General features: G+C 56.4%; 19 protein-coding genes and 1 pseudogene. 8 read left to right on the forward strand and 12 right to left on the reverse strand.

What is annotated here, in order from left to right; genetic code table 11:
- Positions 1 to 63: 63 nt before the first annotated feature.
- Positions 64 to 2,943, forward strand: coding sequence for a GGDEF domain-containing phosphodiesterase (locus tag Y5S_RS17415; protein WP_035234900.1), 2,880 nt, complete (start codon positions 64 to 66; stop codon positions 2,941 to 2,943).
- A gap of 143 nt (positions 2,944 to 3,086) precedes the next feature.
- Here Y5S_RS17415 and Y5S_RS17420 read toward each other — a convergent pair whose 3' ends face one another.
- Positions 3,087 to 4,076 (reverse strand): hypothetical protein, encoded by a 990-nt coding sequence (locus Y5S_RS17420; protein ID WP_035234901.1) that lies wholly within the window; start codon positions 4,074 to 4,076, stop codon positions 3,087 to 3,089.
- Between the two features lie 89 nt (positions 4,077 to 4,165).
- Between Y5S_RS17420 and Y5S_RS17425 the strand changes: the two genes are divergently transcribed.
- The 6 genes from Y5S_RS17425 (at position 4,166) to Y5S_RS17450 (ending at position 12,168) form a co-directional block, all read left to right on the forward strand.
- Entirely contained in the window at positions 4,166 to 5,008 is an 843-nt protein-coding gene (locus Y5S_RS17425) for a metal-dependent hydrolase (RefSeq protein WP_035234904.1), read from the forward strand.
- 383 nt (positions 5,009 to 5,391) lie between these two features.
- Positions 5,392 to 6,072, forward strand: coding sequence for a M24 family metallopeptidase (locus tag Y5S_RS17430; RefSeq protein WP_035234906.1), 681 nt, complete (start codon positions 5,392 to 5,394; stop codon positions 6,070 to 6,072).
- A gap of 19 nt (positions 6,073 to 6,091) precedes the next feature.
- Positions 6,092 to 7,834: an SDR family oxidoreductase gene (locus Y5S_RS17435; RefSeq protein WP_035234907.1), complete on the forward strand. Its 1,743-nt coding sequence runs from the start codon at positions 6,092 to 6,094 to the stop codon at positions 7,832 to 7,834.
- A 135-nt stretch (positions 7,835 to 7,969) separates the two neighbouring features.
- Positions 7,970 to 8,815 (forward strand): MerR family transcriptional regulator, encoded by an 846-nt coding sequence (locus Y5S_RS17440; RefSeq protein ID WP_035234908.1) that lies wholly within the window; start codon positions 7,970 to 7,972, stop codon positions 8,813 to 8,815.
- Positions 8,816 to 9,079: 264 nt separating this feature from the next.
- Complete coding sequence (locus Y5S_RS17445) at positions 9,080 to 10,060, forward strand: NADPH:quinone oxidoreductase family protein (protein ID WP_035234910.1); 981 nt, start codon at positions 9,080 to 9,082, stop codon at positions 10,058 to 10,060.
- Between the two features lie 365 nt (positions 10,061 to 10,425).
- Entirely contained in the window at positions 10,426 to 12,168 is a 1,743-nt protein-coding gene (locus Y5S_RS17450; protein ID WP_035234911.1) for an FG-GAP repeat protein, read from the forward strand.
- A gap of 12 nt (positions 12,169 to 12,180) precedes the next feature.
- Here Y5S_RS17450 and Y5S_RS17455 read toward each other — a convergent pair whose 3' ends face one another.
- The 10 genes and pseudogenes from Y5S_RS17455 to Y5S_RS17495 all read right to left on the reverse strand — a co-directional run bounded on the left by Y5S_RS17455 (position 12,181) and on the right by Y5S_RS17495 (position 21,194).
- Positions 12,181 to 12,624, reverse strand: coding sequence for an acyl-CoA thioesterase (locus Y5S_RS17455; protein ID WP_035234913.1), 444 nt, complete (start codon positions 12,622 to 12,624; stop codon positions 12,181 to 12,183).
- 235 nt (positions 12,625 to 12,859) lie between these two features.
- Positions 12,860 to 14,248 (reverse strand): phospholipase D family protein, encoded by a 1,389-nt coding sequence (locus Y5S_RS17460; protein ID WP_035234915.1) that lies wholly within the window; start codon positions 14,246 to 14,248, stop codon positions 12,860 to 12,862.
- 99 nt (positions 14,249 to 14,347) lie between these two features.
- Positions 14,348 to 15,226 (reverse strand): DNA ligase, encoded by an 879-nt coding sequence (locus Y5S_RS17465; RefSeq protein WP_035234917.1) that lies wholly within the window; start codon positions 15,224 to 15,226, stop codon positions 14,348 to 14,350.
- A gap of 103 nt (positions 15,227 to 15,329) precedes the next feature.
- Positions 15,330 to 16,676 carry a Na+/H+ antiporter NhaC family protein gene (locus tag Y5S_RS17470; RefSeq protein WP_081939817.1) on the reverse strand — a complete coding sequence of 449 codons (1,347 nt, stop codon included), beginning with the start codon at positions 16,674 to 16,676 and terminating at the stop codon, positions 15,330 to 15,332.
- 340 nt (positions 16,677 to 17,016) lie between these two features.
- Positions 17,017 to 18,609 (reverse strand): annotated as a pseudogene (locus Y5S_RS20050) (carotenoid oxygenase family protein).
- A gap of 179 nt (positions 18,610 to 18,788) precedes the next feature.
- Positions 18,789 to 19,145 carry a CPBP family intramembrane glutamic endopeptidase gene (locus tag Y5S_RS17480; RefSeq protein ID WP_081939820.1) on the reverse strand — a complete coding sequence of 119 codons (357 nt, stop codon included), beginning with the start codon at positions 19,143 to 19,145 and terminating at the stop codon, positions 18,789 to 18,791.
- 52 nt (positions 19,146 to 19,197) lie between these two features.
- Complete coding sequence (locus tag Y5S_RS19570; protein ID WP_081939821.1) at positions 19,198 to 19,500, reverse strand: type II toxin-antitoxin system RelE/ParE family toxin; 303 nt, start codon at positions 19,498 to 19,500, stop codon at positions 19,198 to 19,200.
- Positions 19,488 to 19,745, reverse strand: a complete 258-nt coding sequence (locus Y5S_RS17485) for a type II toxin-antitoxin system Phd/YefM family antitoxin (protein WP_035234921.1) — start codon at positions 19,743 to 19,745, stop codon at positions 19,488 to 19,490. The genes Y5S_RS19570 and Y5S_RS17485 overlap by 13 nt, the downstream gene beginning before the upstream one ends.
- A gap of 47 nt (positions 19,746 to 19,792) precedes the next feature.
- Positions 19,793 to 20,788: a hypothetical protein gene (locus Y5S_RS17490; protein WP_035234922.1), complete on the reverse strand. Its 996-nt coding sequence runs from the start codon at positions 20,786 to 20,788 to the stop codon at positions 19,793 to 19,795.
- Positions 20,789 to 20,885: 97 nt separating this feature from the next.
- Positions 20,886 to 21,194, reverse strand: coding sequence for a hypothetical protein (locus Y5S_RS17495; RefSeq protein WP_035234923.1), 309 nt, complete (start codon positions 21,192 to 21,194; stop codon positions 20,886 to 20,888).
- 588 nt (positions 21,195 to 21,782) lie between these two features.
- On the opposite strand from Y5S_RS17495, the gene Y5S_RS17500 reads away from it, so the two are divergent.
- Positions 21,783 to 23,123 (forward strand): metal-dependent hydrolase family protein, encoded by a 1,341-nt coding sequence (locus Y5S_RS17500; protein WP_231552736.1) that lies wholly within the window; start codon positions 21,783 to 21,785, stop codon positions 23,121 to 23,123.
- A gap of 108 nt (positions 23,124 to 23,231) precedes the next feature.
- Here Y5S_RS17500 and Y5S_RS17505 read toward each other — a convergent pair.
- Positions 23,232 to 23,945, reverse strand: a 714-nt coding sequence (locus Y5S_RS17505) for a hypothetical protein (protein ID WP_035234925.1), incomplete at its 5' end; no start/stop codon positions are given.

A 23,945-nucleotide genomic window follows, 5' to 3' on the forward strand; every position in this document is an offset into this window, starting at 1 on the left:
TCCCCTGTGGGTACACTGAGAAACAAAAACACTCGGCCACAAGGCCAGAGGATAATAATCAAGGTGTCTTTGCAGTCTCCGAACAACCGCGCGGCCGCCCCATTCAAGGGCATCCTCACTGAGCAGTGCCAACTACTGTTCAGCGGGATCATCGTGCTTTTTATTCTCGAATCCGCCAGTGTGGCGGTGCTTGTCGGTTTTTACTGGCATACCCCGATTTCCCGCGCCCTGTTGCTGGGTTGGCTGGCGCTGTTCAGCGTGGTTCAGCTGGCTCGGATACCGCTACTGTTGATGGCTCGCCGCAAGCTCATCAATGACGAGATTAACGCCAACTGCCGTGCCGCCCTCTCAGCGATGGCTCTGTGTACACCGCTGCTGATCGGCATGGCAGGCTATCTGTTCAACCCGCTGGATCTGTTATTCCGCCCCGACCTGCTCAGCGTCCAGTTGCTGGTTGCCTGTATGGGGCTGGGGCTGAGCACTCTGGCGTTGGCCGCTTACAGCAGCCATTTCCCCACCGTCTTCCTGTACCTTGCCATGCTGCTGGGCCCCACCATGGTGAGGCTGTCCCAGACCCAGACCGAAAGCGAGCTATCCTTGCTGGTGTTGATGCTGGTGCTGGGTCTGTTCTTCCTGCTGGCCGCTCGCCGCATCCACAACACTGGCCACCAGGCCATGATGCTGCAGGCCAGCAACCGCTCACTGATCGATTATCTCAACCGGGCGCGCAGCGATGCGGAATCCCTGAACGAAAAACTGGCCCAGGAAATCTACGAGCGCAAGGAAGCCCGGCAACGGCTGCAGGAAACCAACGAGCGCCTGGAAATCATGGTCAAGGAGCGCACCCAGGCACTGGAAGAGACCAACCAGGCATTGGGCGCCACCAGCGAACGGCTGGAGCTGGCCCTGGAAGCCAGCAATATCGGCCTGTGGGACTGGATGCTGGATACCGGCCGCAATTACCACACCAATTTCGACCGCCTGCTCGGTTACGACAGCGCCTACTTCAAGAACTTTTTCGGCGATCTGGAAACCCTGGTACACCCGGATGATCTGACCCGCGTCCGCCGCGCCATGGTCTCCCATTTCAAGGGCGAGAGTGACCGCTACCACGCCGTTTATCGTCTCCGTCATGCGGACGGTGAATGGCGCTGGATCGAGGATGACGGCCGCGTGGTGCGCTGGTCAGACAAGGGCCGCGCGACTCGCATGATCGGCACCCGTCGGGATATCACCGAAGACCGCCAGGCACAGGAGCAGCAGCGCCTGGCCGCTACCGTGTTCGAAAATGCCCCCGAGGGCATCTTCATTCTCGACCACAAATTCCGCTTCCTTGCCGTCAACGCCCGCTTCGAACAGATCACCGGCTATTCCGAATCCGTCGTGCTCGGCAAACAGGTACTGGATCACGATGACACCCAGCCCAATCGTGATACCTATGTGGAAATCACCAATGCGCTGAATGAAAGCGGCTTCTGGGAAGGGGAAATCAACGAGAAACGCCGTAACGGCGAATCGTTCCCGGAATGGCTACAAGTGAGCGCCGTGCGCGATGAGCAGAAACGGGTCATCCGCTATGTAGGCATGATCACCGATCTGACCAGCCGCAAGGAAACCGAACAGCAACTGCAGTTCCTGTCCAACTACGACCGCCTCACCGGCCTGGCCAACCGCTCCCAGTTCCGCGAACACCTGCACAAGTCGCTGACCCTGGCGCGCCTGAACCGGGAAAAAGTGGCCCTGTTGATGATCGATCTGGACCGCTTCAAGCCCATCAATGAGTCCCTTGGCCATGAGATCGGTGACCGCTTGCTGAAAGCCGCCGCAGAGCGGCTCAGCCATTTCGCAGGCGAAGAAGAACATCTGGCCCGAGTCGGCGGCGACGAATTTACCCTGCTGGTCGAGAAATACAGCAACGAGGCCACCGTCAGCCAGCTGTGCCAGAAGATTATCAATGCCATGAAGAAGCCCTTCCTGATTGATGGCCATGAACTGCTGCTCGGCGCCAGTATCGGCATCAGCATCTTCCCGGATACCGCCAAGGAAGCGCAGAGCATGATCAACCAGTCTGACATGGCGGTGTACCAGGCCAAGCGCAGTGGCGGTAACAACTTCCAGTTCTACCGTGGCAACATGCGCGTGGCTTCCGTGGAACAGCTTGCTCTGGAGACCAGCCTGCGCAAGGCCATCTTCAAGAACGAGTTCGTGGTCCACTACCAGCCCAAGATGGAGCTGGCCAATAACCGCATCACTTCGGTAGAAGCGCTGGTACGCTGGCAGCACCCGACCATGGGTCTGATCCCACCCTCCGAATTCATCCCGCTGGCAGAAGAAACCGGCCTGATTTCCGCCATCGGCGAACTGGTGCTGGAACGCTCTTGCCGCCATGCCCACAAGTGGTACAAGCAAGGCCTTGGTGACATCACCGTGTCCGTTAACCTGTCCGCCCACCAGTTCCGCAAGGGCAACGTGGCCGACATCGTTGACCGGGTACTCTCCAGCACCGAGCTGCCGCCGCAATTGCTGGAACTGGAACTCACCGAAAGCCTGATCATGGAAGACATGGAGCAAAACATCGAAATGCTCCAGCAGCTGCGCAAGCGTGGCATCGAACTGGCCCTGGACGATTTCGGTACCGGCTATTCGTCACTGAGCTACCTGAAACGCTTCCCGGTAGACACCCTGAAGATCGATCGCTCCTTCATCATGGACCTGGACAAGAACCCGGACGACGCCGCCATCACCCGCGCCATTATCGACATGGCCCACAGCCTGCAGATGAACGTGGTGGCCGAAGGGGTGGAAACCGAAGAACACCTCAGCATCCTGCGCGGCATGTCCTGCGACACTATCCAGGGCTTCCTGATCAGCAAACCGCTGCCGGAAGAAGAGCTGGTGGAGTTGTTGCATACGCAGGCGTATAGAAGGGCGATAGACAGTTAACAATTAACAGTGAATAGTGAACAGCGGCGCGTTCAACGCCTGCTGTTACTGAAAGCAAAGAGGCCGCGCCCATTGTCTGGGCGCGGCCTCTTGCGTTCAAAAGCCCTGCGCACTTTTGCCGCGCGCTGTTCACTGTTAACTATTCACTGTTCACTCAAAAGCTGGAGCGTCTCCTCCGCCTCAAAGAACCCTCCAAGATGGCGACGAAGCCACTCTTCCAGCAGCCCTTCCTGGCGCAGTTTCTCGATGATCGGTGGCGCAAAGCGGCGGGCATCATCGAGCATCAGGGTGCGCGTAACACCCAACTCTTCAAGCAATTCCACCAAACCCATCTCGCCGTACTTGTCGAAGAAGGCCTTCACACCGGAATCCAGCAAACCATTGAAATAATCGGTGTGGCGCAGCTCACGCCAGTATTCAAAACCAATCACGAACAGTTCCTGGATATCTTCACTGCTGAGCAACTCGCGCAGCTCCGCCACCGGCCGCTGGGAAAAATCCTGCCAGCCCACCAGCACCAGCTCCCGCAGCTCATCCAGGTTCTCATCGCGATACAGCCAGGGGTCACTCAACAACTGCTCGGTACGCCGCAGCAACCAGTCCTGCATCCGGGTATCCAGGCTGTTCACCCAGCGCTCCGGCAGCCGCCTGCTCAACTGATCCCGCAGGGCAGCAGGCATTCCCTGATGTAACAGCGTCTTGATCCCCATTTGCGCACCACCCGCCAACAAGGCCAACAGCACCGGATTGCGCCCCAGCCAGGCCATGCTCTGACGGGACAAGGGGATCTCCAGCACCTTGTCCAGCAACGCCATGATCACATCTTCATCCACCACATCCGCGACCAGCCGATCACTGTCCATGGCCTGTTGGTAGAACTCTTCCACCATGTCGCCCACCAGCTCCGGAATCGCACCGCTGATGTCCATTTCGCTGGCATATTTGCGTGCGGTCTGCTGAATCTGCTCTGGCGTTACCCAGTCGTTAAGGGTGTAACCCGCCGCCTTGCCCAGTACAAAATCCAGCTCTGCCTCAATAAAACCCTGCATCTGCGCAGGCTCCAGTCGGGCCAACAGGTAATCCACCAGACCATCCAGCAAGCGGTTTGCAGTTTCGCGGGGAGATATCGTCATTTATGTCAGTCCTGAAAGAAGAAAATCCTTGAAGCAGATCACGGCCATTGTATCATCGAATGATGTAACAGTTTTGGAGGTACGCAATTATGAACGTATCCATCTTACCTATTCGTCGTAATCTGAAGTTCAACCTGAACCCGGCCAAGGCCCTCACATGGCACAAGGATGGCCTGAATGTCAGCCAGTTCCTGAACACCATGAGCCTGTTTTTCCCGGTGGGTGAACGCTTCTTTATCGACAGCGTACGCAAATACCGTGATCAGATCACCGACCCGGACCTGCAAAAAGCGGTGACCGCCTTTATCGGCCAGGAAGCCATGCACGGCCGCGAGCACGAAGAGTACAACAACTTCGTCGCCGAGGCTGGCGTGCCACTGCACGCCCAGGAAGCTGCCGTCGCCAAACTGCTCAAGGCCGTACAGGACTATACCCCGGATGCCTTCCAGCTGGCAGCGACCGTCGCCCTGGAGCATCTGACTGCCATCCTGGGCGGGGGCCTGCTGGATCTGCCCGAAATCATGGAAGGCTCTGACGAAGGTTACAAGGCCATCTGGAACTGGCACGCCCTGGAAGAAACCGAACACAAGGCGGTGGCCTTCGACGTTTACACCACCGTCATTGGCAGCGACCGCAATATTGGTGCTTATGCCCTGCGCACCAGCACCTTGGTTGCCGCCACCGGCATCTTCTTTGCCCTGATGATCCCCTTCTACCTGCACAATGTGCGTATCAAGGGTGGGCTGTTCGACTTGAAAGGCTGGCGCGCCGTGGCCAAACACACCTGGGGTCGCAAAGGCATTTTCTTGAACATTACCAAACCCTGGTTCGACTGGTTCAAGCCCGGCTTCCACCCCTGGGACCACGATAACCGTGAACAGCTGGAGAACTTTGAAGCCCTGCTGGGCGACATTCTCCGCGACGCTGCATAAGCGTTCCAAATCACCTAGCTCTCCCTTTTCTACGGTGATTCTTGGGCCGGCACTGTGTGCCGGCCCTTTTTTTGAGTTGAAAGTTTAAAGTTCAAAGTTGAAAAGGCGCGCACCAGGGTTTTGGGTTCTGAAATTCTGTGCCCGCGCCATTACCGGGGAACGCGGACACAGGACAGCAAAACCTGATAACCCCCACTCGCGTTTAAACTTTGAACTTTAAACTTTCAACTAACTCCCTGGTCGCGGAACTCCACAGTCTGAGCCACCTTCCAGCCGATCTTCGCGTTGTAGCTTCAGGCTTGCAGCTTATACCTCCGAAGCCATTGACTGTTACATTACTCAATGTAATTATCGAACCACTCTAAAAACAACCCGGAGGCGTCATGACCGCATTCTGGACCCCGGACCAGCAGGCGCTGGCTCCGTACCTTGAGGCAAAAGGCCTCGCCGAGAAGTGTTTGCAGATCATTGCCGCGGCCCTGCAGCCGGGCATGACCGAGGCCGATTGTCAGCACCTGATTCGGGACTGGCTGCGCGCCCATCAGGTGTTCGATCCTGCCCGCCCGCCAAGAGTGCGCTTTTCCGGCCGCCCGGCCCGGCGTCGCTTTGGCCTGAACAGACCCGGAAGGCACCGGTATCGCCCCGGCATGAGCTATATACTCCAGTGCGATGCCGTCCTGAATGGCTATGCCGCCAAGGCAAGCCTGAGTGGACCCACAGAGCTTCCTCAACTGGCCACACTCAACCTGCAGCTGAACACCTGGCGCGAGGCCTTGCCCACCGCCCTGGCAAGGGGAGAAACCCCACAGCAGCTGGCGCAACAGTTTCCGGCGATTCGCCAGCACTACCGGCTGGCTCCCATTACCGGCAACTTGCCGGAAGGGAACCGCATTGGTGAAGGCGCTCTGATCCCCGGCCTGTGGCAATGGCAGTTCAGCCTGAGCGAAGCAGGTCACACAGTGGCCGGCAGTGAGTTTTTGATTGTGGATGACCTCGGCCCCCGCTGGCTCAATGAAGCCGCCGATGCACTGGGCGTCGACACAGCCACCCTGACACAACAGTAGAAAAACAAAGAGGCCCGACATGGTGCAATGGCGTGACAGCAAGGTAACCCGCGACGGTGTGGACCTGGCAGTACGGACCTGGAGCGAAGACCGCAGCCCGACCGTGGTGCTGGTACACGGTTATCCGGACGCCAACCATGTCTGGGAGAAAGTCGCCGAACGTCTCAGCCAGGACTTCAAGGTCGTTGCCTATGACGTGCGCGGTGCCGGCAATTCTTCTGTTCCCAAAGGTCGTGCAGCGTACAAGCTGCGCGAACTGCGCGATGATCTCCACGCCGTCATGGATGCGGTCTGCCCGGACGAAAAAGTGCACCTGGTGGCCCACGACTGGGGCTCGATCCAGACCTGGGAGTCAGTGACCGATCCCGGCGCAGAGCAACGGATCGCCTCCTACACCACCTTGTCAGGTCCCTGTCTCGACCATGTCGGCCAGTGGATGAAGGCGAACCTGAAACAGAATCCGGCCGCGGTACTGAACCAGCTGTCGCATTCCTGGTACATCGGCGCCTTCCAGCTACCCGTGCTTGCCCCCACCCTGTGGAAAGCGGGTTTGGCCAAAGCCTGGCCCGGCGTACTCAAACGCACGGAAAATCTCGATATCGAGCCCAGCCCAAGCCAGCTCAAGGATGGTGTCCACGGCATTGAGCTGTATCGCGCCAACATGCTGCCCTGCCTGCTCAAGCCCCGCGAGCGCTATACCAAGGTGCCGGTGCAACTGATCGTGGCACGGGAGGACAACTATGTACGCCCAAACATGTTGGAAGACCTGCCAAAGTGGACTGATCAGCTCTGGCGTCGCGAACTGGATACCGGGCACTGGGGCCCGCTGCAACAATACCCGGATGTGACTGCCCGCTGGGTGCGTGAATTCATTCAACACATTGAAGGTGCTCCAGCCAGCGCCCCCCTGAAACGGGCAAAAGTTAGCGCCAACTCACTACAGGGAACTGATGCCGGCAAGGTTGTGCTGGTCACCGGTGCCGGTTCCGGCATCGGCCGTGAAACCGCCCTCGCCTTTGGCCGACGCGGCGCTACCGTGCTGTGCACCGACATCAATGCCGACGCTGCAGCCGCCACCGCCAGCATCATTACGGCTGAAGGCGGCAACGCGCTCAGCCGCAAGTGTGACGTGAGCAACACCCGCTCCATGGAGACACTGGCCGGCTACGTGGAAAAAGAATTCGGCGCACTGGATATCGTCATCAACAATGCCGGCATCGGCTTGTCCGGTGGCTTGCTGGATACCAGCGTGAAAGACTGGCAACAGGTACTGGGCGTTAACCTCTGGGGTGTCATCCATGGCAGCCGACTGTTTGCCCGCCAGATGATTGATCAGGGCAAGGCCGGCCACATTGTTAACGTGGCTTCCGCCGCCGCCTTCATGCCATCACGCATCCTGCCCGCCTACGCCACCAGCAAGAGCGCCGTTCTCATGCTCAGTGAGTGTCTGCGCGCGGAACTGGCAGAATACCGGATCGGCGTCAGCGCCATCTGCCCGGGCATCATCAACACCCCCATCGCCGGCAACACCCGCTTCGTGGGCGTGGATGACGAAGAGCAGAGCCGTCGTCGTGAAAACGCGCAAAAGTTCTACCAGCGCCGCGCCTTCACCCCAGACCGGGTGGCCCAGGCCATTGTTCGCGCAGTAGAAAACAACCAGGCCGTTGTACCGGTCAGCCCGGAAGCCATCGGCATGCAGTGGCTGGGACGTCTCTCCCCCACCCTTGCCCGTAATCTGGCCCAGGTGGAAATCACGCCGTAGAAGAGATCGAACAACACGGGCGCGACCGGGGGATGAAGTCATCCGCCTCGCTTGCCCGTGCTGTTGCGTGATGCGTATTGCATGCCGTGTGCTCTGTTCTAGCGCCTGTGCAAAAACCGGGCTATCATCGCAGCCATGAAAACCAGTGACCGTAACCCCGCAGCGATCCTGCGCAGCCTCAAGAAATACACCCAGGCCGACGCAGAGGAAGCACCGGCAGAAGCCGGCAATCACAAGGAATACACCATTGACGAACTGGCCCGCGAGGGGAGTTCGACAGTGCGAAACGTGCGCGCCTATCAGGATCGCGGCATTCTCCCGTCGCCGGAGAAACGCGGGCGCACCGGTATCTATACCGACGTCCACCTGGCCCGCCTGAAAATCATCGGCGCCCTGCTGGAGCGCGGTTACACCCTCAACAATATCCGTGACTTGCTCATCGCCTGGGAACAGGGCCGCGAGCTCAACGATATTCTTGGCCTGGAAGTGGCCGTGACCAACTGGCAAAACCCGGTGGTCCCGTCCTACCTGGATTACCAGAACCTGCTGGACGATTTCGGTGAGGACATCACCCCTGAAGTGATGACCAAGGCGGTCAAGCTGGGCTACATCATCCCTGAAGGCATGCGACTGCGCATCCCCTACCCGCGCGTCTACAACGCCGGCAAGGAACTGAGTGAAGCGGGCGTCCCCCTGGATGCCGTACTCACCCACGTCACCCTGGTGCGCGAAGAAGTGGACAAGCTGGCCGAGCGCTTTATCGGCATGATCATCCACCACCTGGTGGACGAGAAGTACGGCGACGACGCCCTGCCGGAAGGTGAAGACGTGCCCAAGCTGGCCGATTTCATCACCCGTATTCGCCCCCTGGCTGATGCCGTGGTCAGTGACGAGCTGGGACGAGTGCTGGAAAAGAGCATCAACAAGATCCTCGTCGACCGCCTAGCCAATGTGCTGGCGCATATTGAGAAGAACGGCTGAAAAGCAGTTACAAGTTGAAAGTTTCAAGTTACAAGGCGCGAGCCCGCTTTTCCTGTTCTGAACTTTAGTGCCCGCGCCATTACTAGGGAACGCGGGCATGGCCTTGCAAAACCATCAGGGCTGATCCGCGTTGTAACTTGAAACTTGTAACTTGCTCCTCATTAGCCTCACTTATCCCTGCCCATCGACCCCCTGCATTTGTCTAATCCCCCCATCAGCGTTAGCGTTCCTCTTCTATAAAAACGATTTCCGGGAGAGCGATGCATGCGTGCGATTTTGTGTAAGGAACTGGGACCGGCCGACAAGCTGGTGATCGAAGATGTAGCGTCCCCTGAGCCCGGCAAGGGGCAGGTGAAGATCAAGGTCAAAGCCGCAGGGCTTAACTTCCCTGACACCCTGATCATCGAGGGCAAATACCAGATCAAGCCGGAGCTGCCGTTTTCCCCCGGCGGAGAAATGGCCGGGGAAGTGGTCGCCGTGGGTGAGGGAGTGAAACGCTACCAACCCGGTCAACGCGTCATGGGCCTCACCGGCTACGGAGCCTTCGCTGAAGAAATCCTCGCCCCGGAAAGCAACCTGATTCCGGTACCCGATGCCATGGACGACCACACCGCCGCCGCCTTCTCCATGGTCTACGGCACCAGCTATCACGCCCTCAAGCAACGCGCCAACATTCAGCCCGGGGAAACCCTGTTGGTGCTGGGTGCCAGTGGCGGCGTGGGCCTGGCGGCGGTAGAACTGGGCAAAGCCATGGGCGCCACCGTGATTGCCGCCGCCAGCAGTGCAGAAAAACTGGCCGTAGCCAAAGAAGCCGGCGCCGACGACCTGATCAACTATGCCGAAGAAGACCTGAAGGACGCCCTTAAGCAACGCTATCCGAAAGGCGTGGACGTGATCTACGACCCGGTGGGCGACAAGTTCACTGAAGCCGCCCTGCGCAACATGGCCTGGAACGGCCGCCTGCTGATCGTCGGCTTCGCCGCCGGTGACATCCCCAAGCTCCCCGCCAACCTGGCCCTGCTGAAGGGCTGCTCCATCGTCGGCGTGTTCTGGGGAGCCTTCACCCAGCAGGAACCCCAGGCCAACATCCAGAACATCATGGAACTGTTTCAGTTGTTCGGCCAAGGCAAAATCAAGCCGCGCATCAGCCAGGTGTTTGCCTTTGAAGACTATGAGCAGGCGCTTGCTGCGCTGACCTCACGCACCGCCAAAGGCAAGGTCGTGCTGGAAATAGCGCGCGGCTGATCTCCTCACTGCGGGAACACCCTCATGGTGTTCCTGCCCCCCCCTTCATTTTCCCCTATCTGCTGGCAGCCATGCCTCAGGCACCAGAGGAACGCAAACGGACAAAATCCTTTTTCCGTTTTGTTATTCCTGTTCGCATAACCAGCAACTCCATCAACCCCAATGAAATCAATATGATGTCACACCTCAAAACTCGAACCTGAACGTGCGTACTGGGTCACAAATCCTCCAGCCGGTATTCACTATATGCAGATTTTTGTAATTCTTTTGGCTAGGTTTGCCCCGGGAACGTTAAACAATAATCAGGCAGGGACGCCGACCATGCGTAGTGAACACACAGCCCCTGCCCAGCTCGGGGATCCTGCATGTTTCTGACACATGGCAACACCTTCCGTTCGTCTCTACTTCTCTCCGCCACACTTCTGACTGCCTGCGGTGGCGGCGGTAGTGGTGGTAGCAGCGATGGCACCGCAGGGGAAAAAGAACCTTCACCGCAAAGCCCGCTTACGCTGGAGTCACCCGCCAGCAAATCCCTGCAACTCAGCTGGGAACCGATTGAGGGGGCAGTGAGCTACCGTTTGCTGCTCAATATCGATGGTCAATCCGGCTATGAGCCCGCCACCAACTTGCTCGACAGCCTGGAACCGGACCCGGAAACCGGCCTGCTTTCCTATACCTTTGAGAACGTGTCGCTGCACACCCTGGTCAATGCCAGTTACCTCCTTCAAATTTGCGACAACGAGGCACAGTGTTCCGATACCCCCTCCTATTCTGTGGCCAGCTACCTGACAGGTGCCATCGGCTACCTGAAAGCTGAAGTGCCCTGGGTAAGCGATGGGCTGGGTTACAAAATGACGCTGTCAGCGGACGGCTCCACCATGGCCGCCTATACCGCCACAGATGTACTGGTGTTCAGTCACGAGGGTGATGGCCAGTGGCAACAACAGGCTGAGCTCGTCCATGCCATGAGCGGCAATAACAGCGCCTATGGTCTGGCGCTTACCCTCTCTGACGATGGCAACACTCTGGCCGTCAGCCATTACGGTGAACACAGCGCCGCCAGTGGCATCGACGGGCTGCAGACGTACAGTCATTGCGATGACGGTGACCCGGAAAACGACGTGAACTGCCTGGACAACAGCGGCGCTGTATTCGTGTACAGCCGTGATAGCGGAGGCAGCTGGTCAGAACAAGCCTATATCAAGGCCGACGCGCCCAGGAAAGGGGGCAACTTTGGCAGATCCATTGCACTGGGAGCCAACGGCAACGTCCTGGCTGTCGGCTCACCGGGCTATGGTGACAACCTTACTGGCGCCGTGTACCTGTTCGAACGTAACGATAGCGACTGGAGCCAGGCAGACATCATCATCGGCCAGACCAACGTTCGCCAACTAGGCCGTTCCATCGCATTGAATGCGGATGGCACCCGTCTTGCCGCCGCCGAAGCCCCCAATGTGAGCTCCTCGGTCTATGTCTTTGCCCTGCAAACCGGTAATTGGGTCGAACAGCAGAAACTGACACCTCCCTCCGTTGGCATCACCGGCGATTTTGGCACCGCCCTTGCCCTGTCTGATGATGGCAATACGTTGGCCATCGCGGATCATGCCGAGAAATGTGTCATCAGCGAGATCAATAACCCTGCCGCAGACAGCTGTGTCGTCAACGCGAGCTACGCCGGCGCAGTCCACATTTATCAATACAGCAGCGACTGGGAACGTCAGGCCTATATCAAGCCTTCCAACATGGATGGCGGCGATTATTTTGGCCAAGGTGTGTCCCTATCAGCCGATGGTAATCTGCTCGCCGTAGGCGCTCCCCGAGAGGCCAGCAACGGCAAGGGCTTTGAAGCCGCCCCGAACAATAACGACAACTACCGATCTGGCGCGGCTTATCTGTTCAAGCGTGAACAGAGCCAGTGGCAACAAACCGCCTACCTGAAAGCCCCCAACAATGACCCGAGTGACCTTTTCGGCTCCACTATCGCACTTTCCGGAGATGGCAGCTTGCTGGTGGTGGGTGCCCGTAGCGAAGATGGCAACGGCAGTAACATGACCAGCGACCAAAGCACCAATACCCGAAACGGGTCGGGTGCCTTTTACCTGTTCTGAGATGATGAACCGCTAACGACGACCACTCTGGTCGATCACCACCCCCGGCGCCCCGGCCTGCAGCTTCTCACGCAGCCAGTCCGGCACCGGGGTTTTTTCGAACGGTTCCGTGGTCATCATCACGTACACGGCTTGCGAGGTTGCGATCGCTCTTGCTTCATCCGCATGGCGGATATCTGCCTCCAGTGTGAAGGAGGTATTGCCAAGATGTACCGCTGACACGAACACCTCCAGCACATCATCAAACCGCGCTGACGATTGCCATTCCGTGGTCAACTTGACCACCTGGTTATCCAGGCCTTGCGCCAGAATGCTGTTGTAGTCACAGCCCAATGCACGAAAAAATTCTGTCATGGCAATATCCACGTAATCACCATAACGCGCATTGAAAACCACCTGTTGGGCATCGCATTCGTTATAGCGAACCCGGAAACGAAAACAGAACGGTTGTGTCATCATATCCTCTTGTCAAAATTCCCTGATCGCCCTTCCGTCGAACCATGCTGCGCACGGTTCTCGCCCGCATCCTTAGGGCATAGCAAACGCCGCGGCTACAGCAGCTTCGTAGCATGTGATCGTTTTTGTGGGAGGCCCGCTTGCCTGGGCAAATTCGGTCCATCCCACAAAACCCGGCTTCGGGGGCTTTTGGCCGTCCTTAATCCAATCACGCGTAGCTCGCAGCAGACAATCCTCAAAAAAAACGGGCGATCGGCAACAGGGAAAGAAAGGCTGCCATCAACCGCCGCAGGATTCTGGCTCTGGGTTCATGCTTTAACAGCACCGGCATTCCCGCGTCATCCACACCACCCCAGCGCAGCTGATTGCCTTCCATTTCCAGGCGGTAGCTGTTGATGGGTGACAGACCTTCCTCAATAAATTCCGCCACCTGTTTTCCCAACGATTCTGAGACAACGTAATAACCCATTTCGGTATTGAGATGCAGGGACCGCGGGTCCATGTTGAAGGAGCCGATAAAAATTTCCCGACGATCCAGCACCATGGCCTTGGTGTGCAGGCTCGCCTGGGAGCGGCCACGGAACAAACGGATTTGTCGTTTCATGGCATGAGCATGAGGCTGCAGCTCGTGAAGCTCCACGCCACTCTTGATCAAGGGGCGACGGTAAGGCGCATAGCCCGCATGGGCTGGAACAATATCATTGGTGGCCAGGCTATTGGTCAATACCGCTGCTCGCCCTCCACGCTGTTTCAGGCGCGCCAGCGCCGCCACAAAATCATCACCCGGAATAAAATAACTGGCTTCAAGTAAAAACTCGCGATGATCTTCATGATCCAGCAGCCGTGCCAGTTGATCACCCATCAGCGATTGCTTGGCACCGGAGGCCTTGTCCGGACTATCAAACAGTAATACCGCAGGCGCGCGTTCGCATTGCGCTTCCTGCTTTGCCAGATAATCGACAAAGAATTTTTCATGCTGAGGAAAAATATACGGGTACTGCTTTAACGAACGACGCCATCGCGATAACCATTGCCAAGTCCGTTCCGCACGTTCGGGACGATAACGCCGCAAGGTTTTCAACGGCATGGCCAGATCACTCTGCCAATAGGTGTCAAAAGCTTCTTGCGTGTCAGCCACAATGGGACCAGAGGCAAACCAGTCCAGATCACGAAAATTACTGGCCGGGTTCACCCCAAAATAATGATCGGAAATATTGCGGCCACCCACCAGACAACGTTCACCATCGGCGATCCAGGCCTTGTTGTGCATGCGATGGTTGAGTAACGGCGCGTGATAAAGCCATTGGTGAAAATGCTTGAAACGGCCATGAAACGGATTGAACAACCGCACTTCAATATTGGGGTGGGCATCCAAAGCAGCCCATTTCACATCCCGGCCCAATTGGTTGGCATGGTCCAGCAACATGCGCACCTTTACCCCACGGCGCGCGGCTTCCAGCACACGGTAGATCAGCAGCTTGCCGGTCGTATCGTCATCCCAGATGTAGTACTGCACGTCCAGAGTACGCTTGGCCAGCCGTGCCAAGGTGACACGCAAGGTAAAAGCCTGATCACTATCGGCCACCAGGGACAGGGAAGAGAGGGGCGCTTTCAGGGGTTCCACAACCCCTCCGGAATTCCATGCATGGTGACTCATCTACCTCAACGGACATCAACATCTCACCATGCAATAAAGCAGCGCCCCGCTCAAGCGCATCTATCCTCATTTTACCGCCGCCGTTTCACGTGTCGGCAAGTCTGGGCGCATGCGCATAAAACTGGCAAACCGCGGCAGGCCAGTACGGGTTAATCCGTAATATTTGTAAGTCACCCGGCTGCCAATGGGCGGCGGTGCCGCGCGTTCTGCATCGCTGAATCCTGATCCCAGCCGGAAGCGGCGACCATCCGGTGTCTCCACCACCAGTGCACCCAGCATGCCCTGATACTTCCCCTTGCCCTCCCGATGTGCCACGACCCGCGCTTCCGCATCCTGCCAGGTTTTCACCTTGAGCAACGCCTGGCTGCGACCATCGTGATACAAACTGTCGCCATGATGCAGCATCAGGCCCTCACCGCCCTTGGCAATCACCTTGTCGAGCCGATGCATCAGGTCGTCATGATGCTTCGCTGGCTGCTGATCAATCATGAACAGGGTATAGGCGGGGCTGGCATCAACCAGTCCCTGCATCTGCGTGATGCGCTCACTGAACGGTGCCGCACTGGTTGGCAGATCAAATATCATGAAGCGGATCTGCCGCCACTCAGTCATGTCCGGTTCAAGCCGTCGTACCGCCGCAGACACATCATCGAAGCGGCCTCGTCCAATCCACAGCTCTCCGTCCAGCGGCTGGGACGGGAATCCCCGGGTAAACCAGTCAGGGGCATGAATCCGGTAGCCCCCGCGTGTATAAAGACCATGGCCATCCCAGCGCGCGCGAACACCATCCAGCTTTTCACTGACCCAATAGCCCTCCAGCTCAATCCCCGGCCGATAGTGATTGGCCAGTTGCAAATCAGCCTTGCCCGCCACCGCAGTCGCCGCCAGAGACAACTGAACAAGCAACATCAACAGACCGTAGCTGAACCGATAAAGTAGGGACATGATGGCGCCTCCCTGGCGCTGCCAGAAAAACGCACACTCTGACAGAACCCGAGACCCGCGCCTGTAAGCCGGTTACAGCAACCGCTGTAGGAAGATTACCGTGTCAGGCTGACGCCTTCAGCCTGGGGCGGCTGAGGAAAATCGCTACCATGCCGGCAAGCGCCAACAGCCAGCAATAATAAATACTCCCGATCAGGGCCAGTGGCGACAGCTGGGCAATGGAACACGCCAACAATACCTGTGCCCCGTAGGGAATCAGCCCCTGTACCACGCAGGAAAAAATATCCAGCAGACTGGCCGAGCGGCGCAGGTCCACATCATGGTCGTTGGCAATATCCTTTGCCATCTCACCGGTCAGCACAATCGCCACCGTGTTGTTGGCCACAAATACATTGGCGAATACCACCAGCAGGGCAGTGCCTACTTCGCCTGCTTTTTGCAGTGGCAACTTCAGTAATCTTGTCAGCCCGTGAATCCGCTCGATCACCCAACGGGTTCCGCCCTGATCCGTCATCAATTGCGAGAGACCACCAATCAACATGGACAGCAGCATGATCTCAAACATGCCTTCAAAGCCCTTGTAGATAGCTCCGTTCATGGTGGCGAGCGAGTACTCTGGCTGCAGCACCATGCCGGTGATGCCCGCTACCAGAATGCCCGTAATCAAAACCGGCAACACATGCAGGCCACACAGGGCGAGCCCAAACACCAGCAGGTAAGGCACCACACGCACAAACTCGAACGGCTTGTGCTCCACCGCATGCTCGCTACCGCCCGCTACCACCAGCACCAGTAACGTGAGCAACGCCGCTGGCAAGGCAATCCAGACGTTGACCCGGAACTTGTCTTTCAGCGAGACGCCCTGGCTGCGAGTGGCCGCGATGGTGGTGTCGGAAATCATCGACAGGTTGTCACCGAACATGGCCCCACCCACCACGGCTCCCAGCGCCAGCGGCATGGACAAGCCTGTGGCTGTCGCAAACCCCACGGCAATGGGTGCCGTCGCTGCGATGGTGCCCATGGACGTGCCCATGGCCGTGGCGATAAAAGCCGAAATTAGAAACAGGGCCGGCAATACCCACTCCGCAGGAATGATGCGCAGCCCCAACTGCACCGTGGCCTCTACACTGCCAATGCTGTCGCTGACACTGGCAAAAGCGCCTGCCAACAGGAATACCAGGCACATGAGCAGCAGATTGGGGTGGCCAATCCCCGTCAACAATCGATCCACACTGGTATTGATTCGCTGCCCGGCGAAACGCGCCATCAACATGGACACCACGATAGCGGCCATGGCCACCACCGGTGCCTTGATCTGGTAGAAAGCGAAATCTTTTCCCAGGGAGGTGTAATACAAACCGCTGCCAAGAAACACAGCCAGAAAGAACAGCAGGGGAAGCAGCGGCCAGGCACGTGGGCTGACCGTCTCCTGGGTCATGGGTTCTGTCATGGAACGCCCCGATCAAATAATGATCAGACCAGTGTAGAGATTTCGGCGCCCGGACGGTAGCAAGTGTCTCACCTGCCGAGGGAGAGGTCGTTCGACCGCGGTGGCAGTTGCAAGACATCCCCCTTTCGCGGCAGAACCGCTGCTCCCACAAAGTCCCGCCCGCAGCCACACGGCAGGAGCCAGATTGCTGGTGATGAGGAACAAGTTTCGAGTTGCGAGAAGCGAGTTGCGAAAAGCAAAAACTTAAAACCACTCCAGCCAGGTTTTCGCTACTCGAAACTCGTCACTCGCTCTGCTTTCGCCTGCAGACGCTTACCGGTAATGGCGCGGGCTCAACCCTTCAATTCCACTCTTGCCTATCCCGCGTTTTCAACTTTCGGCTGCTTTTCTCAAACGACTGCGGGCTGTAGCCGCAATGGAACCCGAACGGCACATGGTTCTGCAACGGCACCACCGCCACTTCCTCCAGCGTCCGGGCATCGAAAACCACCACTTCACTCAAGTGCGTACACGCGTCGTACACCATACTCACCAGCCAGCCTTCCTGATTCTCATCGCCCTCTCGTGGTGCCACGTGCATGGCTTCAGAGGTATAACGCCCCTCCCCAAGGTCATGACTGATGACATCACCGGTTTGCAGGTCGATCCGTTCCACACCGTCAAAAAAGGTGGAGTCAGCAGACATCATACAGGCGGCATACATCACCGGCGTGGGCTGGGTGGTGTAACGCAGGTCCCACTGGGGGAACTCTCCGGCCAAGGCATGACGGTACTCTGTTGCCTCAATGTTGCCGCTGCGCATATCCAGCCGGTAACGCATAAAGCGCCCGGCCGCCGTTTCGCCGGTACTGTGAAGCACATTGCGCAACTGCTCGTTTACGGAAAAATCCTCGTAACGGGTCAGATCCACCTCGATCCTGCCATCGCCACTTTCTCAGGCATTGGAAAAGTGAATGGCCACAAACGGATCATCCACGGTAAAGACTTTTTCCACCTGGAAATCCTGCGTGCGCACCACGTAGATTTTCATGCCCAGCTCCGGCCGCCAGGCAATCGCCTGATCAAACGGAATCAGCCCAGCCAGCCATGGCACAGTCGACGTCATGGCGATAGGAGACTGGAAAAAAATCATGTAGTGCTCAGTCAGGGCAAAGTCATGGCAGAAACTGAGAAAGTCCACCTCGAAAGCGCCCTTTTCCACCAGATCACCTGACGGGGCAATACGATAGAGATCAATGGCCCCCTTGCCAGTGAGCGCCCCTTTGGGGCTGAACGAGGGACGAATGCCGAAGTTGTAGTACACCCCGGTGCGCGGGTTCACCTTGCCATGGGCACTGAAGGCATTGAACTTGCCCAGCTTGCCGTCGTAATCATGCTCGCCAATGGTATCCAGGGTGGCCGGATCAAGTTGCCAGGGGCGGCCGCCTTCCCATAGCGCCAGCAGCTTGCCACCGTGGTAAACCAGATTGGTGTTGGCACAGTTGGCCGGCAGACGACCGATGTTCTTGCGGATGCCCCCCGGCGCATTGTGGCCAAAGCTGCGCTTCACAATCCGGTTGGCTTTGGTCTCGGCCAGATATTTGGGAGTACGCACATAGCGATTGCGATACACCACACCATCATCATTGAACGACACCGAATGCAGCATGCCGTCCCCGTCAAACCAGTGCCCAAATTCCTGATCGCCAATCTTGTTTCTTCCCGGCCCAATACGAAAAAAGGTACCGCTGACCGCATCCGGGATCTTCCCCTTAACCGCCTCTAGCGGAACGGTGTAATCCAGCTCCTGATCCAGACTATCGAAGCCGCCATGATGTGAGATATGTGAGCGACGAGAAGGGGAAGCGCGAAGAGAGTGGACATCTGCCGTCATGGAATCATCTCTACCGTTGTTTTTATTCAGTCCCTCCTTTCTATGCCTGGAACCCGGCATGTGCAAGACAAGGTAAACAGCTAACCATGGAGCGTTTAGTGACTTTGGTTAAACGGCTCAAAAAGAATATTTTTATCAAATCAATCAGCAGAGCTAACTGTCGACACCTTCCCTGCTGATTATCAACAATGGAGCAACAGGGTGTGGCCCCGGATCTTATGCTTCTCTCCGCTCCGAGCTTAACCGTTTGCAGAAGCCGACGCCCCCAGCAACACCATGGTGAAGATTGCCCAGTCGTTGATCACATGGGCCCCGGTAGAAACCCAGATGTTTTTGGTGCGGATATACGCCAGTGACAACACCAGACGGGCACTGCCAATAACGACGAGACACTGGAGCAGGTTCCAGTTGTAGGATGGCAGATGCACCAGGCCAAAAAGGATGGATGAGAGTAGCCAGGCAAGCAGCACCGACTGAGTCCGGGACAGGTTCAGTGGACCATGGGCCAGATGCAGAACCGCCAGAAAGGGCAGCACGGTCAGCACCTCTTCACCGAATAATTGCGGCAGGCTGCGCAAAGGGTTAAGCCGGGACACGCATGAATTTAGTTACGAACATCCCAAACTCATAGATCGGTCTATCGATCGTTTATCGCTTTTCAAGCATCAAGGATCGAAGTTGCCTTTCTTCGCGCTGAACATAAAGAATGAGAATTTTCGTCTCGGCCAAACGATAGAAGATGCGACACGGCGGAACCACTACCTCCCTGTATACAGAATCCGGCAGTTCGGGCGGAATCCGTCTGGATTTAGGAAAGCCAGCTAAACGCTCCGTCTTATCAAAAATGATCCTGATTAGCTGCCTCGCGGCCGCGGTGTTATCGAGGGCAATATACTCAGCAACTTCATCTAGTTGCTGCAGGGCTGGCTCCGTCCAGATTACTTCAGCCAGTTGCTCATTTTCTCCCTGGCCTCATCCTGGCTGTACGTTCTTCCTTCCAGCACGGCCAATTCTCCCCGCGAGAGCCCTGCAAGCAGCTCAAGTCGACGCTGCATGAACTCATAGTCTTCCACGTCGACAAGATACGCTGATGGCTGCCCGTGCTCCGTAATCAATACCGGCTCCTTTGATTCATGCAGTTCTGCAAGAATCTTGGTTGCCTGCCGCTTGAGGTTAGTGACCAGCTCAACTTTCATGGGCATATCCTGAGATTAGACCTAAAGTGATACTTTAGTGTCACTTGCTAGACAGGGCAAACTGACCCAGCTGCCACCCCCTGGCCCACCACCCATTTCCTCCCTGTCAGCTGCGCGTAAGCCTTTAACCTCAACACAGACCCCAAAGCCACTGGCTGTCGCTGCTTCCAGGGTTTCATATGCGCCAGCCATTCCCCTTCTTCGATTCCCAAACGATCAAGAACGCCAGCTGCAAAAGCAGAGATAGCACCGCGCTTGTCATCGCGGACAGCGCGACCCGTACTATCCACAAGCTCCAGGTAATCCATCAGCCGAAAACGACATACCGTATCCTCATGCGTTGTCTCGATGGTATTTTCATCAACCAGAGGTAAAAGGTTTGGCTTTTGCTTATCACCAACCTCTGACCTGATCGCTTCTGAACGTTGCTGAATAGAGGTGTAATCGGAACCTTCAGGCGTATGCGCCATATCCGCCCGTACAGGATTGAGATCCACATAGGCCATACACTGCAGCACCGCTTTCTCATCCAGTAATGCCTGACACTTGTAGCGGCTTTCCCAGAACCGGCCCTTACAACAATCTTCCTCCTTCGCCGTTCGGGCCAGATACTCATTGAGACACTTCATGAACCAGCCAAGCTCATACAGGCGCTCTCGCCAGGTCTGCACGATTTCTTCAGCCTTCAGGTTTTCTGCCGCTTCAGTCTCACCCTTGAGCCAACGCTTGACGATCAACGGCCCGTTGAACAGCTGCATCCACCGCTCTGCCACTTCCTGATCCGACCAGCTCAAGGCTTTCTTCTGGTTAATACGAAGCACCACATGGTAGTGATTGGACATCACCGCATAGGCACAAAGATCAATGGCAAACACTTCACCCAACACAGCAAGGCGGTCCACCACCCATTGCCTGCGATGTTCATAATCCTGACCGGAATAATGATCCTGGCCACACAGAAAGGCCCGCCACACACAGCGGCAGATACAGTGATAGTAAGACGAGTAATCCAGCGATACCTGGCTATAACGCGCTCGGGTCATGACAAGCCTCCTTGCTTATCCTTCACCCAACACTACGGACTACCCGAACCCATCAATATCGGTCAACAACCACGAACCGTGTAAGACATCCCCCAATTCATGCGTGTCCCCGACTAGCTGCTCCCAGATAAAAAAGAAAAGCTTTCCAAATAATGTTATGCCAAAGCACCTTTCTGAATAGTTCAGATATCTTGATCTTTTCTACAATCAGAATCGCTTTGGCAACCAGCAGAGCAGCAACCGTGGCAGCGGAAGTGCGCAACACAGTCAACTCCACCTGTTCTAGCACAGCCAATTTCGTAACTGATATCATATGGAATACTGCCAGGAAAAATATTGTGGCAGGCAAAATTTCTTTTACCTCATGCCAGAGCGTATTCCGTAATCGTTTCATCCCTGAAATCATAACCTATCCCCTTTTACTTGCCGTTATTTGGCAATTCATCACCCAACCAGGGCGGCATTGACGCCCAATACCCAATCCGTTATCCCCAGGCTCAGGCTGCTAGTGCCACAGGTTTTCGCCGCTTTCTCGGCACCATGTTTCTTAATCCGGTCTCACTATCAATGCCTAAACGCTCCAGTACGCCTGCAGTACGCGATGAGATACCGCTACGCTTGTCATCACGAACAGTACACCCAGTACTATCCACAAGTTCAAGATAATCCATAAACCGGAAACGGCATACCGTGTCGTCATCATCCTTCTCCACTTTATTAGTCTCAACCATTGGTAGTAGCCCGGGTTTCGCTTGTGTTTGGTTTCTGACCCCAGACTTTGGGAACGTTGCTGAATCGAGGTGTAATCGAAACCTTCAGGCGTTTCCGCGATGGCCACTCGTACCGGATTAAGGTCCATACAGGCGTCTGCACGGTTACTTCAGCCTTAACTCTTGCGAACCGCCTGGCCACGTGCAATATTTCGATCAGCAATATGCTGCTCTTCTATTGTGAATCCCCCGTTATCCAGTGATGAATGTGATGGAGATCGATGATGAAGCCCTCTCTGCTATGGACGGCCCTGGCGCTATCCCTTCTTGCTTTTTTTGTGCCGGCATCCGCAACCCCTCCATCCAAAACCCTCATAACCAATGTCCACGTTTTTGATGGCAGTAATGAAGCGCTTGTCGAGAACGCCTACGTGATGATCAATGGGAACCTCATCGAGACCGTTTCCCAAGAAAAGCCGGATGCCGAAGGCGTAACCGTCATCGATGGCAAAGGTCGGGTGATGATTCCGGGCCTCATTGATATGCACTGGCACTCCGCCTACGCAAGCATTCCTATGCAATTAGGTCTTACCAGCGATCACGCATATCACTTGCTGATTGGAGCTAAAAGCAATGAAAGAGCATTACTGCGTGGCTTTACCACCGTCCGGGATGTGGGCGGGAATGTCTTTTCCCTGGCAGCGCTGACGGATTCTGGCCTGTACAAGGGGCCGCGGATTTTCCCCTCTGGCCCGGCCATCAGCCAGACCTCCGGCCATACCGATTTTCGCCCTTCCACAGCAGTTCCTGCGAACCCCCATGATTCTCTGGTTTACATGGAACGAATTGGCCACGTGATTGTGGCCGATGGGGTACCAGAAGTCCTTAAACGCACCCGTGAAGCCCTGCGCATGGGCGCATCGCAAATCAAGATTAACTCTGGCGGCGGTGTATCCTCATCGTTCGACCCTCTCGACGTAACACAATTTACGGATGAAGAAACCCGTGCGGCAGTCGCAGCTGCTGCAGACTGGAACACCTACGTTGCCACACACACTTTCACCGACGAGGCTACCCAACGCGCCGTAAACGCCGGTGTGATGAGCATTGAGCATGGGCATCTGCTTAGCGAGAAAACACTTAGGCTGATGAAAAAGAAGGGGGCCTATCTCAGCATGCAGCCCATTCTTGATGACGAAGATGCCATCGTGTTTCCTGAAGGTTCATTCAGCAGAAAAAAATACATTGAAGTCACCGAAGGCACCGACCGCGTTTATCAACTGGCCAAGAAAGTGGGAGTAAAAATCGTATTTGGTACTGATACCCTGTTTGATCCGCAACTGGCCGAGAAACAGGGAAAACAACTTGCCAAACTGGAGCGCTGGTTTACTCCCGTCGAAGTATTACGCCAGGCCACCTCGACCGCCGGTGAGCTTCTGGCACTCTCCGGTCCCCGCAGCCCTTATACAGAGGGGAAGCTTGGCGTGATTGAAGAAGGTAGCTATGCAGACTTGATCCTTGTCAACGGCAATCCGCTTGAGGATCTGTCTCTGGTGGCAGACCCGCAAACACATTTCGATTTCATCATGAAAGACGGCGTGGTGTACAAAAACCAGCTGAATTAGCGGATCCACCAGAATATAGGAGCTGGGCTTGTAAGACACATTAAGCAGGCCCAGCACTTAGCAGACGAAACACGAGACACGCATAAATTTAATCAGCAATAAAGCAACTTACCATCCCGCCAGGCTTTGCCCCGCAATCCATTTGCGTCCCGTCAGCTGTGCGTACTCTTTCAGCTTATCCAACGCTCCCAGTGCAATGGGCTGCCGTTGCTGTTTAGGCCTCATATGGGCTAACCATGCCCTCTCATCTATTCCCAGACGATCCAGCACACCTGCCGCATGTGCGGAGATTGCGCCACGCTTGTCATCACGGACAGCGCGTCCTGTACTGTCCACCAGCTCCAGATAATCCATCAGTCGGAAGCGACACACCGTCTCGTCATCCTCTACCTCGGCATTACTGGCGTGAACCATGGGAAGAAGGGCTGGCCGTTGCTTGTTGTCGCCATCACCTTGGCTGATGGCTTCTGAGCGCTGCTGAATCGAGGTGTAATCGGACTCCTCAGGGGTTTCTTCCATAGCCGCCCGCACTGGGTTCAGATCCACATAAGCCATGCACTGCAGCACCGCCTTCTCATCCAGCAAGGCCTGGCACTTGTAGCGGCTTTCCCAGAACCTGCCTTTGCAACAATCTTCCTCATTGGCCTTACGGGCCAGATACTCATTCAGACACTTCAGGAACCAGCCAAGGTCATACAGGCGCTCTCGCCAGGTCTGCACGATTTCTTCAGCCTTCAGATCTTGTGCCGCTTCAGTCTCACCCTTGAGCCAACGCTTAACGATCAAGGGCCCGTTGAATAGCTGCATCCACCGCTCTGCCAC

The organism is Alcanivorax nanhaiticus, from assembly GCF_000756665.1.
Lineage (GTDB): Bacteria > Pseudomonadota > Gammaproteobacteria > Pseudomonadales > Alcanivoracaceae > Alcanivorax > Alcanivorax nanhaiticus.